The sequence below is a fragment of the Alteribacter lacisalsi genome, from assembly GCF_003226345.1.
In the GTDB taxonomy this organism is placed as follows: Bacteria; Bacillota; Bacilli; order Bacillales; family Salisediminibacteriaceae; genus Alteribacter; species Alteribacter lacisalsi.
Genome location: NZ_PDOF01000001.1, coordinates 1,782,513 through 1,798,742, shown reverse-complemented (window position 1 = coordinate 1,798,742; position 16,230 = coordinate 1,782,513). Strand labels below are relative to the sequence as shown.

Annotated in this window: 17 protein-coding genes; all 17 read left to right on the top strand. The window is 47.3% G+C overall.

The window, feature by feature from the left end:
• The first annotated feature begins 12 nt into the window (after positions 1–12).
• The gene (locus CR205_RS08970; RefSeq protein ID WP_110518755.1) at positions 13–456 is read left to right on the top strand and encodes a GatB/YqeY domain-containing protein; all 444 of its coding nucleotides are present in this window, start codon (positions 13–15) and stop codon (positions 454–456) included.
• A gap of 214 nt (positions 457–670) precedes the next feature.
• Positions 671–2,017, top strand: a complete 1,347-nt coding sequence (locus tag CR205_RS08965) for an NfeD family protein (protein ID WP_110519780.1) — start codon at positions 671–673, stop codon at positions 2,015–2,017.
• Between the two features lie 47 nt (positions 2,018–2,064).
• The gene (gene floA, locus CR205_RS08960; protein ID WP_110518753.1) at positions 2,065–3,075 is read left to right on the top strand and encodes a flotillin-like protein FloA; all 1,011 of its coding nucleotides are present in this window, start codon (positions 2,065–2,067) and stop codon (positions 3,073–3,075) included.
• Positions 3,076–3,121: 46 nt separating this feature from the next.
• Positions 3,122–3,739, top strand: a complete 618-nt coding sequence (locus tag CR205_RS08955) for a hypothetical protein (RefSeq protein ID WP_110518752.1) — start codon at positions 3,122–3,124, stop codon at positions 3,737–3,739.
• Positions 3,740–3,882: 143 nt separating this feature from the next.
• On the top strand, positions 3,883–4,182 hold the full coding sequence (gene yqfC, locus CR205_RS08950; protein WP_201745354.1) for a sporulation protein YqfC: 300 nt from the start codon (positions 3,883–3,885) through the stop codon (positions 4,180–4,182).
• A gap of 5 nt (positions 4,183–4,187) precedes the next feature.
• A complete protein-coding gene (gene yqfD / locus CR205_RS08945; RefSeq protein ID WP_161524725.1) occupies positions 4,188–5,375 on the top strand; it encodes a sporulation protein YqfD in 1,188 nt (395 codons plus the stop codon).
• Positions 5,376–5,380: 5 nt separating this feature from the next.
• Positions 5,381–6,361, top strand: a complete 981-nt coding sequence (locus CR205_RS08940; RefSeq protein WP_110518749.1) for a PhoH family protein — start codon at positions 5,381–5,383, stop codon at positions 6,359–6,361.
• A 29-nt stretch (positions 6,362–6,390) separates the two neighbouring features.
• A complete protein-coding gene (locus tag CR205_RS08935) occupies positions 6,391–8,718 on the top strand; it encodes an HD family phosphohydrolase (protein ID WP_236634726.1) in 2,328 nt (775 codons plus the stop codon).
• Positions 8,711–9,184 (top strand): rRNA maturation RNase YbeY, encoded by a 474-nt coding sequence (gene ybeY / locus CR205_RS08930; protein WP_110518747.1) that lies wholly within the window; start codon positions 8,711–8,713, stop codon positions 9,182–9,184. Before CR205_RS08935 ends, ybeY begins: the two co-directional genes overlap by 8 nt.
• Positions 9,168–9,563, top strand: coding sequence for a diacylglycerol kinase family protein (locus CR205_RS08925; protein WP_110518746.1), 396 nt, complete (start codon positions 9,168–9,170; stop codon positions 9,561–9,563). The genes ybeY and CR205_RS08925 overlap by 17 nt, the downstream gene beginning before the upstream one ends.
• 41 nt (positions 9,564–9,604) lie before the next feature.
• Complete coding sequence (locus CR205_RS08920; RefSeq protein WP_110518745.1) at positions 9,605–10,390, top strand: DUF502 domain-containing protein; 786 nt, start codon at positions 9,605–9,607, stop codon at positions 10,388–10,390.
• Positions 10,362–10,763, top strand: coding sequence for a cytidine deaminase (gene cdd, locus CR205_RS08915; RefSeq protein WP_110518744.1), 402 nt, complete (start codon positions 10,362–10,364; stop codon positions 10,761–10,763). Before CR205_RS08920 ends, cdd begins: the two co-directional genes overlap by 29 nt.
• Entirely contained in the window at positions 10,756–11,664 is a 909-nt protein-coding gene (gene era / locus CR205_RS08910; RefSeq protein WP_110518743.1) for a GTPase Era, read from the top strand. The genes cdd and era overlap by 8 nt, the downstream gene beginning before the upstream one ends.
• Positions 11,665–11,863: 199 nt before the next feature.
• Positions 11,864–12,013, top strand: coding sequence for a YqzL family protein (locus CR205_RS08905; protein ID WP_110518742.1), 150 nt, complete (start codon positions 11,864–11,866; stop codon positions 12,011–12,013).
• Positions 12,014–12,085: 72 nt separating this feature from the next.
• Positions 12,086–12,826 (top strand): DNA repair protein RecO, encoded by a 741-nt coding sequence (recO, locus tag CR205_RS08900; protein ID WP_110519778.1) that lies wholly within the window; start codon positions 12,086–12,088, stop codon positions 12,824–12,826.
• A gap of 415 nt (positions 12,827–13,241) precedes the next feature.
• On the top strand, positions 13,242–14,132 hold the full coding sequence (glyQ, locus tag CR205_RS08895; protein WP_110518741.1) for a glycine--tRNA ligase subunit alpha: 891 nt from the start codon (positions 13,242–13,244) through the stop codon (positions 14,130–14,132).
• Positions 14,125–16,221, top strand: coding sequence for a glycine--tRNA ligase subunit beta (glyS, locus tag CR205_RS08890; protein ID WP_110518740.1), 2,097 nt, complete (start codon positions 14,125–14,127; stop codon positions 16,219–16,221). Before glyQ ends, glyS begins: the two co-directional genes overlap by 8 nt.
• Positions 16,222–16,230: the final 9 nt, after the last annotated feature.

Sequence of the window (16,230 nt, the reverse complement as noted above, 5' to 3'; positions counted from 1 at the left end):
AGAGGATGTTTCTTGGATCTTCAAAAGCAACTGAATGAAGATATGAAACAGGCGATGAAGAACAGAGAGAAACAGCGGCTCGTTGTCATTCGTTCTGTGAAATCCGCTTTACAAAACGAACAGATCAATAAGGGCTCCGACCTTACAGAAGAAGAAGTTCTTACTGTTCTGAACCGTGAAATGAAGCAGCGTAAAGAATCCCTCCATGAGTTCGAAAATGCCAATCGAGATGATCTGGTAGCTAAAGTTGAGGCAGAAATGGATGTACTGCATACCTATCTTCCCGAACAGCTTTCCGATGAAGAGCTTCAGAAAATTGTTGATGAAACGATTGCTGAAACAGGCGCATCGTCCAAAGCAGAAATGGGAAAAGTGATGGGCGCCATCATGCCAAAAGTTAAAGGAAAAGCCGATGGCGGTCAAGTTAACCGTCTGGTGCTTCAATCCCTGTCATAAAAAACAAGCAAAGAGGATGCCTTTATAAGGTCGTCCTCTTTTTTGTGCTTTTTTTCCTCTGCTTCCTTCCTGCAGCGGAGTGCGACAAAAATTCATACATACAGGTAAATTTCTATTAAAAAATGTGAAACTTTCTTATAATAGTATACGTATACACAGTTACCAGCGCTTTTTACATTTGATCGTGACTTCAGGAAGGGGGGATTAAAGAATGATGAAGACGTTTCGATTGTCACTGTACACCCTCTTTATTTTTACTTCAATTTTTATGCTTCTCCTGCCGCCCCAGGCTGAAAGCGGAGGCGAAGGGAAGCTGGTTTATTACGTTCCGGTAGAACAGGCTGTTGAACGGGGGCTTCTTGCATTCATGGAACGGTCGTTTGAACAGGCGGCCGAAGAAGGGGCGGACCATATCGTACTGGAGGTGGACACCCCGGGTGGCTTCGTTGATGCAGCAGGCAGAATTGCCAGTCTTATGAACAATACGGACATTCCAATTACAGCTTTTGTTGTAAATGAGGCCCTCAGTGCCGGTGCTTATATCTCTCTGATGGCAGATAACATCGTCATGATGCCGGGGACGGATATGGGCTCCGCAGCGGTGGTGGACGGCTCCGGTAATGCAGCAGACACGAAATCACAGTCGGTGTGGCTTGCACGGATGCAGGATGCGGCAGAGAAAAATGACCGTGACCCGCAGTTCGCTCTTGCCATGGCAGACCCGGGTATAAATTTGCCGGAGTACCGTGCAGGTGAAGGCGAACTTCTAACATTCAATGCGAGAGAGGCATTTGAGGAAAATTATGCGGAGGCAATTGCATCAAATCGGGAGGAACTGCTTGAATATCTCGGTCTTGAGAACGCAATTGAACGGGAAATGGAAGTCAGCTTTGCCGAGCAGATTGCAAGGTTTGTCACACATCCGATCATAATTCCAATTCTTCTTTCTATTGGAAGCCTGGGTCTTGTACTGGAGCTTTACTCGCCGGGATTCGGTATTCCGGGTTTTATGGGTCTTGGCGCATTGTTTTTATTCTTCTTTGGCCACATGGTTGCAGGTTTTGCCGGCTGGGAAGCATTTATTCTTTTTGGAGCAGGTGTTGTGCTCCTGGTTATTGAGATTCTCGTTCCCGGATTTGGAATATTCGGTGCACTGGGGATCGGAGCCATAATAGCCAGTCTCGTGCTCGGCTCGGCCGATACGATGACCGTACTCACATCCATCATGATCGCGACTGTCGTAGCCATCACTGCCATGATTCTTCTGTTCAAGTATGTTGGATTCAAAGGGCCGATGAAACGGTTTGTACTTTCCGAATCCACAAATACGGAAGAAGGCTATGTGTCCAGTGAGACGAGAAAAGATCTTGTAGGAACTCTCGGTGAGGCACTGACGGTTCTGAGACCTTCCGGAACCGCGCTGATTGATAATGAACGACTTGACGTGGTTTCTGAAGGAGGCTATATTGAACAAGGAAGGAAAGTAAAGGTAATCTCAACATCAGGATCCAGAATCGTCGTCAGGGAGATGGATGATGACCTGGCGGATGACGGATCATGATGACGGGAAAACTGAAAATCTGATGTTAATTTAGAGGAGGAAAACAGATGCCAACAGATCAGTTAATGATTCTTATTGGGCTCGGACTGCTTATTATTTTCTTTGTGGTACTCTTTACATTCGTACCGATTACACTCTGGATCTCAGCGTGGGCAGCCGGTGTTAAAATCGGAATCTGGCAGCTTGTCGGTATGCGTCTGCGCCGGGTTGTTCCCCAGCGCGTTGTGGTACCGTTGATTAAAGCAGTAAAAGCAGGTCTTGACCTGAACACGAACAAACTTGAAGGACATTACCTCGCCGGTGGTAACGTTGACCGCGCTGTAAATGCGCTGATCGCTGCCCAGCGAGCCAATATTGAACTCAGCTTTGAGCGCTGTGCCGCAATTGACCTTGCCGGTCGTGACGTACTTGAAGCCGTTCAGATGAGTGTAAACCCGAAGGTTATTGAAACTCCGTTTATTGCCGGTGTGGCTATGGACGGAATTGAAGTTAAAGCGAAAGCCCGTATTACTGTACGTGCCAACATCGACCGTCTTGTCGGTGGTGCCGGTGAAGACACAGTAATCGCCCGTGTAGGTGAAGGGATTGTTTCTACAATCGGTTCTTCCGAGAGCCATAAGAAAGTGCTTGAAAATCCGGATTTGATTTCACAGACTGTACTTAAGAAGGGTCTTGACTCCGGAACCGCTTTTGAGATTCTTTCAATCGATATCGCCGACATTGACATCGGCAAAAACATCGGTGCCGGTCTACAGACTGACCAGGCAGAAGCCGATAAGAAAATTGCCCAGGCAAAAGCGGAAGAACGCCGTGCAATGGCCGTAGCGAAAGAACAGGAAATGAAGGCCCGCGTAGAAGAAATGCGCGCGAAGGTTGTAGAGGCAGAAGCAGAAGTACCGCTTGCCATGTCTGAAGCCCTGCGTTCAGGCAACCTAGGTGTAATGGACTACATGAATTTTAACAACGTTAAAGCAGATACGGATATGCGTGATTCAATCGGAAAAGCGACCGACGATGGTGAAGAAGAAGACCAGACTAAAAAGCCGACAGACCGATAATGGCCGGTTTTAAGCAGTGTCGCTTTCATAAAGGAGGCGCTTGACGATGGAAGGATTATTCCGGATGATCGCTGAAAATCCGTTCATTCTCCTGCCGATTATATTCGTTCTGATGAGCATTTTCGGTGGTATTGGTGCCGCTAACAAGGAACAAGGGGACGGTCCGCAGAGGCCCCGTCAGCCCTCTCCTGACAGCAGGCAGCAGGGCCGAAATGAAGATGAGGTGAGCTGGAGGGATATCATCCTCCAGGATAGCCAGGATGCTTCTCCGACAGAGCGGCAGCCCCGTGCAGAATCGGGAACGTACCGGGAACCGCGCTCACTAAACGAAAAAAATCAGCCGTCCCGTGATACTTATGCTGCAGAGAGCAGAGGACGCGCGGAACTGGCAGAATCGAACGATGATTTGAGCGAACAGTACTCCGAAATGAAGGCGCGGAAAAAGGAAGCGGAAAGACGGGCTAAAAAGCTTGGTCACGATTCCCCGATCCTTCAGAAAGAACAGAGATCAAAGAAAAGCCGCATCGAGCTGGATTTCAGCAGAGTCAGCCGAGAAGATGCTGTAAAAGGCGTTGTATGGTCTGAAATTCTCGGTCCTCCTAAAGGACGGAGTATGGGACAAAGGCGCGGCGGCGGATATTCAGGAAGAAGACAAGGGTCTTAGGACCTTTGTCTTTTTTTATGTTTATTGCTAATTTCCAGGAGGTGTTTTACGGCGCATACCGCTTTATCCCCTCCACCTTTTTACCTGAATGAGTGATACGTGTTCCTTTCCTGACATAGATATGTTGGGAAAGGGGGTTCATCATGAAGAAGATGAGAAGATGGGTCAAACAGTGGATGACAGAAAGAATGGAACTTCCCGCTGATGTCATGATGAACCTCCCGCGGATTACTATGGTCGGGCACCTTCACATTTACATAGAGAATCATCGGGGCGTGCTGCGGTTTTCAAGAGACGAAATGCGGCTGCGTCTCGATGACGGGCAGCTTCTGATCAGGGGGAGTGGTTTTGTAATTAAAACCATTCTTCCTGAGGAAATTCTGCTCGAAGGCAAAATCATCAGTGTCCAATATGTATTTGAGAATGAGACAGGCAGGGGATGAGCCAAATGAAAAACATGTGGATTAATACGTTCTCCGGATATGTGCGGGTGAAAGTTGAAGGCACCTATCCGGAATTGTTTATTAACCGATGCGGTGAAAGAAAAATAATGATCTGGGATATCAGACAGGCCGGGGAGAAAACGTACATCTGCTCGGTTCTTCTGGATGATGTGAAGCGTCTGCGTCCGGTATGCAGGGAAGCAGGGTGTAAAATTCGTTTTCTTGAGCGGCATGGGGCCCCGTTTGTTATAAGGAAAATGCTTATTCGTACAGGCTTTGTTACCGGGGCTGCTGTATTTATCGCCATAATGTTTATGCTTGCGAATATGGTATGGAATGTGGAAATAGAGGGAGCCTCTCCTGCAGTGGAGCATGAAATTAGGCAGAAAGTGGACGAACTGGGCATTAAAACTGGACAGCTTCAGTTCCGCCTTCCGCCACCGGAAATCATCCAGCAGCAGATTAGTGATCAAATTCCTGCTGCCACCTGGATAGGGGTGACCGTGCGCGGAACAACCTACCATTTTCAGGTTGTAGAAAAAGAACTGGCGGAAAAAGAACCTGCTCAGGCACCGGGACACTTGGTAGCTGACAGAAAAGCAGTTATAAAAAGGCTCTTTGTTGAAGATGGAAGTGCTGTTGTACAGGCGAACGATGTTGTAGAAAAAGGTGATCTGCTCGTTGCAGGTCTGATTGGAAAAGAGGGTAAACAGCAGCGGGTTCCTGCAAAAGGCGAAGTGTTCGGTGAAATCTGGTACAAGGCACAGGTAACGGTTCCGCTGGAGCAGAAGTTTCAGGCTGTAACAGGCGAAACTCACACAGCTCATAAACTTAATATTGGCAATTGGACAGTACCGTTCTGGGGTTTTGGCACTCACGATTTTAAAAGTCAGAAACATGAGTCCCATGTCCGCGAGTTTAATATTATGGGTTATAGACTGCCGTTTACTTATACGAAGGAAACGAACCGTGAAACGAATGCGTCGGAACGTGCTTTCACAAAAGAAGAAGCCGTCACGGAGGCACTTGAAAAAGGAAGGGTTGAAGTGCTGGAACAATTTAGCAGTAAAGCCGAAATATCGGGAGAAAAAGTTTTGCACGAAGAACAGGTGAATGGTAAAGTTATAGTAACCATACACTATCGGGTAATTGATGATATTGCGAGAAAACAACCGATCATTCAAGGAGATTGAGACTATTGACAGAGATCAGACAGACAATCGATTTACAGGTTCAGGACGGTAATGAAGTCCAGGCCCTTTTTGGTCCAAACGACCGTCATTTGACGCGTTTGGAAGAAAAATTGAATGTGACGATTTTAACGAGGGGCGAGCAGGTCACTGTTGTCGGAAATGAAGACACAGTGGGGCTCGTCCAAAATGTCTTGTATACGCTTTTACAGCTGATCAGAAAAGGAACATCACTGCAGGAGCGCGATGTTGTTTATGCAGCCCAAATGGCGGAAAAAGGACAGCTTGAACAGCTTCTGGATCTTTTTGATGAGAAGATTACAGTCAATGCAAAAGGGAAGCCGATCCTTGCCAAGACGATTGGACAGCGTCATTATGTATCGTCGATCCGTAAACGTGATATCGTATTCGGCATCGGCCCTGCCGGCACAGGAAAAACGTACCTGGCAGTTGTCATGGCTGTTCATGCTCTTAAAGAGGGACATGTGAAACGAATAGTCCTGACACGTCCAGCGGTGGAGGCAGGGGAAAACCTCGGGTTTCTTCCAGGTGACCTGAAGGAAAAGGTAGATCCTTATCTGAGACCTCTTTACGATGGTCTTCATGACGTCCTCGGTATGGAACAGACCGAACGTATGCTGGAAAGAGGAACGATTGAAATCGCGCCGCTTGCCTACATGCGCGGCCGCACCCTTGACGACAGTTTTGTCATTCTGGATGAAGCACAGAACACGACGAGAGAACAAATAAAAATGTTCCTCACCCGCCTCGGGTTCGGATCCAAAATGGTCATTACAGGGGATCTGACTCAAATTGATCTCCCAAGAGGAAAACAATCCGGTCTTAAAGCGGCCACCGGCATACTCTCAGGTGTTTCCGGAATAGATTTTCATTATCTTGAAGCGTCGGATGTTGTCCGGCATACACTCGTTCAGAAGATTATTGATGCCTATGACCTTGGAGAGAAAGATCAAGCCGGCCTGGAATAAACAGATGAACCTGCAGGTGAGCGGGTCGTTTGGAGAAGTATGAGGTGAATCAATTGGGGAAACGTTCATCACCTATCGATCAGCAGCAATGGTGGAAGAAACTCAAAGAACATCGTTATATCCGACTCAGTCTATTTGTATTGCTCGGCATCCTTCTCTATGCCTCTATGGTATCAAATGTTATTCCTGAATCACTTAATGTAAGTTCAGGTACGATTGCAGACCAGGATATCCGGTCCCCGGTAACAATTGAGGACCGTGAGGAAACTGAACAGAGACGTCAGGACGCTGCCGCCGAAGTGGAATCTGTCTACTCGCTTGAGAGCCGTTATACGGATAATCAGGTCGAGCAGGCAAATGAAATCTTTGATCTCGCTGCACGTGTGGCCTCAGAAGCAGAAGCCATTGAACGCGAGGTAGAAGCTTATGAAGCCCGTGCCGAAGAGGCAGAACAGGAGCAAGAGGAGTCTGAGGAAAGCAGCGATGAAAATGAAGAAGCACAAGAAGGGGATGCTTCGGAGTCAGCCGGAACTGCCCCTCCTGAACCACTCACAGAAGAACAGATGGTTAGCCAGCTCCGTGCTTTAATGTCCAGCCGGGCGAATGCTGAACTGGACGATGATGAAACGCTGCTCGCTCTTCTGAATGCCAGCGAGGAACAGAGGCAGGAGGCAAAGTCCATCCTTGAAAATGTCATTGTGACAGTGATGGATAACAACAATATCAGACTGGATGAAGTGGATGAGGCAAGGGCTACCGCTGCTCACCGTGTTTCCGTATCCGGTGTGGATCAGGCCCTCTACAGCAGTTTACTTGAGCTGGCCCGATTCAGCATTACAGCGAACTATCTTTACGATCAGGAAGCAACAGAACAGGCGAGACAGCTTGCAGTGGAAAATGTTGAACCTGTCATGATCAGAGAAGGGCAGCTGATAGCAGGTGAGGGTGAGCTCATAACGAGTGAGGTATATAACGAACTTGCTCTGGCCGGTCTTCTGGATGATCACACAAATTTATTTCCATATATTGGTCTTGCTCTGATCGTTCTGGTTATGACAAGCATGCTGGGATATTTTCTGAGTGATGCCAAAACATCTCTTCAGACGAATAACACGCACCTGCTCATGTATGTTCTTATATTTTCTCTTGCTCTATTTATTCTTAAGCTTGTGAGCTACGCTCATCTTATTAATCTGGCGGGGGTCACACTGGTCGCTCCGGTAGCGGCAGCAGCGATGCTGATTACGATTCTCCTTCACCCAAGGGTGGCTTTATTTACCAGTATGATGCTTGCGATTGCAGCCAGCGTAATCTTTAATCATGAATCAGCAGGAGTCGTTAACTATATTCATGGCTTATTCGTCTTCTTCAGCTGTGTAGGCAGCACGTTCTTCCTTAGTCAGTCCCACAGAATGGTGCGGATCCTGCAGGCTGGTCTATTTGTGGCAACTCTGAACGTCATTGTTATTTTTGCCATCATGATGCTCAGAGGAACACAGTTCTCGCTGGTGGAAGCCGGTCTGAGCGCAGGCTTTGCAGCTGCTGCAGGAGTTCTGGCAGCGATTCTGACAATTGGACTGATTCCATTTTTTGAAGCTGGTTTCGGAATTTTATCAACGATGAAGCTGATTGAACTATCCAGCCCTAATCATCCACTTCTCAGAAAAATTCTGCTCGAGGCTCCGGGAACGTACCACCATAGTGTCATCGTTGCGAATTTGTCCGAAGCTGCGTGCGAGTCTGTCGGTGCTAACGGTCTTCTTGCCAGGGTCGGTTCCTACTATCATGATCTGGGGAAAACAAAGCGGCCGCACTTTTTCATTGAGAATCAGATGAAGATTGAAAATCCGCATGATAAAATTTCTCCCCAGCTTAGTAAAACAATTATAATCGCCCATCCATATGACGGGGCCGCTCTGCTGAGGGAACACCGGATGCCCAAGGAAATTATTGATATTGCAGAACAGCACCACGGGACGACGCTGCTTAAGTATTTCTACTATAAAGCGAAAAACAATTCGGAACTCGATGTTCCTGAAAGTGAGTTCAGGTACCCTGGCCCCAAAGCCCAGACCCGGGAGTCTGCCATCATAGGTATTGCTGATTCTGTTGAAGCAGCAGTGCGGTCCATGCAGCATCCGACACCTGAAAAAATCGAGACTCTGGTAAAGAAAATTATTAGTGACCGTCTTGAGGACGGGCAGTTTGATGAGTGCGATCTTACGATGAAAGAGCTGAATCTGATTTCCCGCTCCATTTGTGAGACGCTCCAGGGAACTTTCCACTCAAGAATTGAATACCCGGATGAAATTACGGAAAAAAATGTGGTAAAAGAGAAGGTGAAAATACATGGCTGACCAAATGGAACTGATTGATGAAACGGGTGGACTGGACGAGCACCATCTCGACCTTGTCCGGAATGTTCTCGTAACGGCTTACGAAGTAAAAGAGCTTGAACCCTCGGCAGAGTTATCCGTAACCTTTACCGGAAATGAAGAAATCCGGGAATTGAACAGAGAGTACCGGGGAATCGATAAAGCGACAGATGTGCTATCGTTCGCTTTAAACGACGGGGAGGAAGAGATTCATCATCATGATGGTGAAGACGAAATTCCTGATCTGCTGGGCGATATCGTAATTTCGGTTGATAAAGCCCGGGAACAGGCTGAAGAATACGGTCACTCCTTTGAAAGGGAACTCGGTTTTCTCGCGGTCCACGGTTTTCTACACCTTATCGGTTACGTTCACCAGACCGCTGAAGAGGAGCAGGAGATGTTCGCTCTTCAGGAGGAGATACTGAAACAGCATGACCTCAAAAAATAAGCCGCCGTTTATTTCGTGGCCCAGGCTGATAAAAAGTTTCCGATATGCCTCAGAGGGAATTCGTCATACATGGGCTAATGAACAGAATTTCAGAATTCATTCCATTCTCGGAGCACTCGTCATTACAGTCGGCTGGCTGATCAATGTCACCGTAGTCGAACAGGCGCTTCTCATTCTCGTGATTGGGGGCGTCCTTGGGCTGGAGTTGATTAATACGGCTCTCGAACGGTCTGTGGACATGATGACCTCCGAATACAGACTCGAAGCCAAAATTATTAAAGATGTGGCCGCCGGGGCCGTTATGGTCTTCTCTATTACTGCTGTTTTAGTCGGGATTACGATTTTTCTCCCGAGGATTATCAGCTTTTTTGCCCAGTAGCATGAGTTAAAGTAAATGTTCGGGGAGGGGGAGAACAGGAAATGTGGAAGAGATTTCAACGTAATCTGGTAACGGGATTTCTGTTTCTTCTTCCTGCTATTGCAACGATTTATGTACTACAGCTTCTCTTCTCCATTATCGATAATTTTCTGGGTCCATTCATTACAGATGTTCTGCGTGTTTTGAGAGTTGTGAATGTCGATAATGGAACCATTTATTTTCTCGGGGTTTATACGCCGTTTACAGAAAGGCTGGTTGGTTTCGGGTTTATTTTTACGGTTATTTTTGTTGCCTGGATTGGGGCGATTAAACAGCGGGGCAACAAGGAGCAGGCGTTTATAAATGTGGACCGGTTTTTCAGAAGAATCCCTGTGGCAAACTATATTTACGGTTCTGTCGATCAGGTGATTAATGCGTTTACCCAGGAGAGGTCATCCTTTCAGAAGGTCGTTATGGTTGAATATCCGCGTAAAGGCGTATTTACCCTGGGGTTTCTCACCGGAGAAACGAAAGGAGAGGTTCAGCGGATTACGCAGCGGAACTGTATTAACGTATTTCTCCCCACAACTCCGAATCCCACCTCGGGATGGCTTGTCATTGTTCCTCTTGAAGATGTGACTATTTTACATATGAGCGTGGAAGAAGGACTGAAGTTCATCATTTCAGGAGGCGTAGTCGTTCCTCCCGACAAGGCGGAACAGCTTAAAGACGAGTTCGGAGAGCATCAGAAGAAGGAAAAAGAAAAACTGTTTAAGAATCTGACAGTGAAAGTTGGCAAACAACGAAAGGATGAGAAACATGACAGACATAAAAACATTGATCGCTGAAGCAAAGGCGGCTCGTGAGAAAGCGTACGTTCCTTACTCTAAATTTAAAGTCGGCGCAGCACTTCTCTCTGAGGACGGTCAGATTTTCCACGGTTGCAATATTGAAAATGCTGCTTACAGCATGTGCAACTGTGCTGAACGTACGGCGCTTTTTAACGCCTATTCAGACGGCGTCACTCAATTTACAGCAATTGCGATTGTGGCAGATACGGAGGGGCCGGTATCACCTTGCGGCGCATGCCGTCAGGTAATGAGCGAACTGTGCCGGCCTTCTACTAAAGTGATTTGTACAAATTTGCATGGGGACGTGTCGGAATGGACAGTAAAAGACATTCTGCCAGGCGCTTTCTCTGGAGCAGATCTGCATGACTGATACGCCATTTAAAAGCGGTTTTGTTTCCCTGATCGGCAGACCGAATGTAGGGAAATCCACACTGCTCAACCAGATGCTCGGACAGAAAATTGCCATTATGAGTGATAAAGCCCAGACGACGAGAAACAAAATACAAGGCGTCTATACAGAAGAACGGGGCCAGGTTGTCTTTATTGATACTCCGGGCATTCATAAACCCAAGCATAAACTCGGGGATTTTATGATGAAAACAGTTACCACTACATTTAACGAAGTGGATGTGATCCTCTTTCTTGTTGATGCGAAGGAGGGGATGGGACGTGGTGATGAGTTTATCATGGAGCGCCTGAAGACAGTGCGAACCCCCGTGTTTCTTGTCGTTAACAAAATTGATGAAGTTCATCCGGACGAGCTTCTGCCGTTCATTGACAAGTACAGAAGCAAGCTTGATTTTCAGGAAGTGATTCCGGTCTCGGCACTTCACGGAAACAATGTAGAAACGCTGAAGGAGCAGATCTTTGTCAACCTTGAAGAAGGCCCCCAGTATTACCCTTCCGACCAGGTAACGGATCATCCTGAACGTTTTCTGATCAGCGAGATGATTCGTGAAAAGGTTCTTCATCTGACTAGGGATGAAGTGCCGCACTCCATAGCAGTTGATATTGAACAGATTAAACTTCGTGAAGATGGTGAAACCGTTTATGTATCAGCGGTCGTCATAGTGGAGAGAAAATCGCAGAAAGGCATTATCATCGGCAAAAGCGGAGCCATGCTTAAGGAGATTGGAAAACGCTCACGTGAAGATATTCAGGCACTGCTTGGTTCAAACGTGTATCTGGAACTGTTTGTTAAAGTGGAAAAAGACTGGCGTAATAAAGCAAAGTATTTAAAGGATTTTGGGTACAGAGAAGACGAATATTAAGCAGGACCTTTTCACCGCAGTAACGGTACAGGCTATTTCTCTGCCCCTGATGCTGGAAAACGAAATCTGGAAATTTTTCCTTTCATGAAACCTGATACAAATGGTCATTCTATTAAGTAAGAAAGAATCATTCAGGCACCCGTGAATGCAAAGTTTCCAGGGCCGCCTGCTCAAGTCTGTTTGAAAGGGTGGAACCATTATGAAAGAATTTTCGTGGAAGGTTTTCTCAGTCACAGGCAATATTGATTCGTATTTATTGTACAGGGAAATGGAAGCTGCAGATGCGGCTCCTGAGGTCTCTGACGAAGAGGATGAAGCAGGGCAGCAGGTGCAGCCGCCGGTGTATTAAACCGGCAGGTACCGTTCTTCTCCGGTGAACCAATCCGGCCTCCTTAGCAGGCGGTTTAGTGTGGTGAAGGAGATGCTACAAAAAGCAGAAGGTATTGTCATCCGGACGAACGACTACGGAGAGACAAACAAAATTGTGACTCTTTATACGCGTGAGCACGGCAAGCTGGCACTTATGGCAAGAGGAGCAAAACGGCCCAAAAGCCGCTTCGCCTCAAGTGCACAGCTTTTTATTTACGGGACATTTATTTATCAGCAGTCGAGGGGGATTGGAACGCTGAATCAGGCGGACATTACGGATTCATTCCGTGCTGTGCGCAGTGACCTGATGCTGACAGCCTATGGTGCCTACATGGTGGAAATGACCGACAGGCTGACAGAAGACAGGCAGCGTAATCCGTATTTGTTTGAACTTTTGTATCAGCTTCTGAACAGGATGAACGAAGAAGAAGACGCAGAGGTACTGACCCGCATCTTTGAAACAAAAATGCTTCAGGCAGCCGGCATATCCCCGATGCTTGACGCCTGTGTGAACTGCGGCAGGCAGGAGGGTACCTTCGCCTTTTCCATTATAGAGGCAGGTATTCTCTGTGCACAATGCTTTGAAGTAGATCCGTACCGGATTGCTGCAACTCCCGGTACATTGAAGCTGCTCCGGCTTTTTCATCATCTGGATCTCAGCCGGCTTGGAAACATCAATGTAAAGCATGGGACCAAGAAAGAATTAAAAACTATCCTGCAGCTTTATTATGATGAATACTCGGGGCTTAGGCTGAAGTCCAGAAGGTTTCTCGAACAGATGGAAAAATTTTAAGGCAGTATTTGACACCGGCTCTGATATTGAGTAATATTTGAATTAATTCGATAGCTGTGAATGTGCGTGGAAGGAAAGGAGTATCTGCGGCCATCTGTATTTGTTTTTCAGATCGAAAAACGAGCGAACCCGGGGCGGTGGAAGCCGGGGATGCAGATCGCGGGGAAGGCGTTCCGGAGCATTTATGATAAAAGCCGGCTGCTTCGTGCAGCAATTAGGGTGGAACCGCGGGTAACTCTCGTCCCTATGTCTGGATGTAAACAGGACATAGAGGCGGGAGTTTTTTATTTCCCTACTTCCTTTTCACATGCAGGCAGGTGCTTCACTAATGTTTGAGAATGTCTTTCCAGCTGAGGTGATTTACAGGTAATTCCAGCCGTTCACAGACAATTTGTAATGAAATGGAGGGAACGTGATGAACGTTCAGGATATGATTTTAACGCTGCAGAATTTCTGGGCAAAACAGAATTGCCTTGTTATGCAGGCGTACGATGTGGAAAAAGGGGCAGGGACGATGAACCCCATGACATTCCTGAAAAGTATCGGCCCTGAGCCTTGGAATGTTGCTTATGTTGAGCCTTCACGGCGCCCTGCAGACGGACGCTATGGAGAAAACCCGAACCGCCTTTATCAGCATCACCAGTTCCAGGTAATTATGAAACCGTCACCGGATAACATTCAGGAACTTTACCTTGAAAGTCTCAAAGAACTTGGCATTAACCCTGAGGAACACGACATCCGTTTTGTTGAAGACAACTGGGAGCACCCGGCTCTTGCAGCATGGGGGCTTGGCTGGGAAGTTTGGCTTGACGGGATGGAAATCACCCAGTTTACATACTTCCAGCAGGTTGGCGGAATTGAAGCAAGTCCTGTAAGTGCAGAGATTACCTATGGTATTGAGCGGCTAGCCTCCTATATTCAGGATGTCGAAAAGGTGTATGATCTGGAGTGGGTAAACGGCATTACTTATGGAGACGTGTTTCTGCAGAATGAATATGAACAGAGTAAGTATGCATTTGAAACAGCCGATGCGAAAATGTGGTTCACCCTCTTTTCAACTTATGAGCAGGAAGGAATCCGAACGCTTAAAGAAGGGCTTGTCATTCCCGCCTATGACTATGTACTGAAATGCTCACATGCGTTTAATATGCTCGATGCCCAGGGGGCCGTGTCTGTAACGGAACGGACAGGGTATATCGGGAGAATCAGAAATCTGGCCCGCAAATGTGCCAAAACCTACTACGAGGAGCGCGAGCGGCTCGGCTTCCCGCTTTTGAAAGAAAAGGAGGAGACTGACGATGAGTAATCACCGGACATTTTTACTAGAAATCGGGCTAGAGGAAATGCCGGCCCGTTTTATTACGGACGCAATGAATCAGCTCAAGGACAAAATGGCGTCCTGGCTCAATGACAACCGCCTGAGTTATTCTTCCGTGGAAGCATTCTCTACACCAAGACGTCTTGCGGTTCTTGTTCACGAGCTTTCCGAAAAACAGGAAGACCGCAGCGAAGAAGCGAAAGGTCCTTCTAAAAAAATTGCACTGGACGGGGAAGGGAACTGGTCCAAAGCAGCTCAGGGCTTCGCGAGAGGCCAGAAATCGCAAGTAGATGATCTTTATTTTAAAGATGTAAAAGGGGAAGAGTACGTTTTCGTAACACGGTTTATTCCAGGTAAAGCGGCTATTCAGCTGCTTGGGGAGCTTGAAACTCTGATTACCGGTCTGACATTTCCGAAAAACATGCGCTGGGGAAGCAGCACCCTTCGTTATGTGAGACCTGTAAAATGGCTGACAGCCATGTTTGGTGATGAAATTGTAAATCTTAACGCAGCGGGCATCCAGTCTTCCAATGTAACCTTCGGCCATCGTTTTCTGGGCGACCGTACGGTCATTGTTACAGCCTCTGATTATCGCATGAGCCTGATGAAAGAGCATGTTCTCGCTGATGCCGGTGAACGTAAGGAAGCAATCAGAAAGCAGATCGCGCAACTCTCCTCTTCCGAGGGATGGCACGTGCCGGTTGATGAAGAACTGCTTGAGGAAGTAAACAACCTCGTGGAGTACCCGACGGTTTTATATGGAACGTTTGATGAAAGCTTTCTGCGTGTACCTGACGACGTGCTGATTACCTCAATGAAAGAGCATCAGCGTTACTTTCCGGTAAAGGATGAAGCAGGTTCCCTTCTGCCATACTTTGTGACAGTGAGAAACGGAGACCACAGGCACCTTGAAAACGTTCAGAAAGGGAACGAGAAGGTTCTTCGGGCCCGTCTCGCTGACTCTGAATTCTTTTTTAATGAAGATTTAAAACTGAACATAGAGGATGCTGTGAAGAAGCTTGAGAATGTCGTATATCATGAAGAGCTTGGAAGTATAGGAGACAAGGTTCGCCGGATTAAGAGCCTCGCACTGGTGCTTGCCAATCGGCTTGATTTGTCTGAGGAAGAGAGATCGGCCATTGATCGGGCGGCCCGCCTCAGTAAGTTTGACCTTGTGACGCATATGGTGGGAGAGTTCCCGGAACTTGAAGGGCGGATGGGTGAAGTTTATGCCGGTCATGCGGGAGAGTCTGCGGAAGTGGCAACGGCAATCCGTGAGCATTACCTGCCCCGTCACGCAAAAGATGATCTTCCGACTTCTGCAGTGTCTGCTGTGATCAGTATTGCTGATAAACTTGACACGGTCGTTACAAGTTTCGGTATTGGACAGATCCCGACAGGCTCACAGGATCCACACGGGCTCCGTCGTCTGACTGCTGGTGTCGTAACGGTTCTTCTTGACCAGAAATGGGACGTGAAACTTCCTGAACTTTTTGATGATGCGCTTGCTGCTGCGGAGCAGTGGGGCATTTTAAAACGGGACAGGGAAGACGTCAGGGATGACCTTCTTTCATTTGCAAAACTCCGCGTTAAGACTCTTCTTCAGGAACACGGAGTTCGTTATGATATGATTGAAGCAGTGCTAAGTGCAGACCTGGCACGGGTCGATACGCTGATTGAAAAAGGGGTGTTCCTGACAGTGGAAGCAGATAAGAATCCGGACTTTAAAGGTGTAGTTGAAGCCTTCAGCCGGGTGACAAACATTGCGTCCAAGGCAGATCAGGATCATAAAGGGCCCGACACAGACCTGTTCGAAAAAGAAGAGGAACGTGTTCTTTTTGAGAAGACGAATGAAGTCAGGGACCAGGTGGAATCAGCCCGCAGCAAAGGAGATCCGGCTGGAGAGTTTAACTCATTAAAACAGCTTGTGCCGGCCATACATGCTTACTTTGATAACATCATGGTCATGTCTGAAAATGAAGCAGTTAAAAAGAACAGATTGTCGCAGATGAAGAAAGCTTCAGAGCTGATCCTGTCATTTGCGGACTTTCAGGCCGTTGTTTTTCATTCTGAATAATTGGGATTA

Coding starts and splice junctions, on each gene's coding strand:
- CR205_RS08905 (WP_110518742.1), top strand. CDS start 11,864: ATGAAAGAATTTTCGTGGAAGGTTTTCTCAGTCACAGGCAATATTGAT.
- recO (WP_110519778.1), top strand. CDS start 12,086: ATGCTACAAAAAGCAGAAGGTATTGTCATCCGGACGAACGACTACGGA.
- era (WP_110518743.1), top strand. CDS start 10,756: ATGACTGATACGCCATTTAAAAGCGGTTTTGTTTCCCTGATCGGCAGA.
- CR205_RS08955 (WP_110518752.1), top strand. CDS start 3,122: ATGGAAGGATTATTCCGGATGATCGCTGAAAATCCGTTCATTCTCCTG.
- floA (WP_110518753.1), top strand. CDS start 2,065: ATGCCAACAGATCAGTTAATGATTCTTATTGGGCTCGGACTGCTTATT.
- CR205_RS08965 (WP_110519780.1), top strand. CDS start 671: ATGAAGACGTTTCGATTGTCACTGTACACCCTCTTTATTTTTACTTCA.
- yqfD (WP_161524725.1), top strand. CDS start 4,188: ATGAAAAACATGTGGATTAATACGTTCTCCGGATATGTGCGGGTGAAA.
- ybeY (WP_110518747.1), top strand. CDS start 8,711: ATGGCTGACCAAATGGAACTGATTGATGAAACGGGTGGACTGGACGAG.
- glyS (WP_110518740.1), top strand. CDS start 14,125: ATGAGTAATCACCGGACATTTTTACTAGAAATCGGGCTAGAGGAAATG.
- yqfC (WP_201745354.1), top strand. CDS start 3,883: ATGAAGAAGATGAGAAGATGGGTCAAACAGTGGATGACAGAAAGAATG.
- CR205_RS08920 (WP_110518745.1), top strand. CDS start 9,605: ATGTGGAAGAGATTTCAACGTAATCTGGTAACGGGATTTCTGTTTCTT.
- glyQ (WP_110518741.1), top strand. CDS start 13,242: ATGAACGTTCAGGATATGATTTTAACGCTGCAGAATTTCTGGGCAAAA.
- cdd (WP_110518744.1), top strand. CDS start 10,362: ATGACAGACATAAAAACATTGATCGCTGAAGCAAAGGCGGCTCGTGAG.
- CR205_RS08925 (WP_110518746.1), top strand. CDS start 9,168: ATGACCTCAAAAAATAAGCCGCCGTTTATTTCGTGGCCCAGGCTGATA.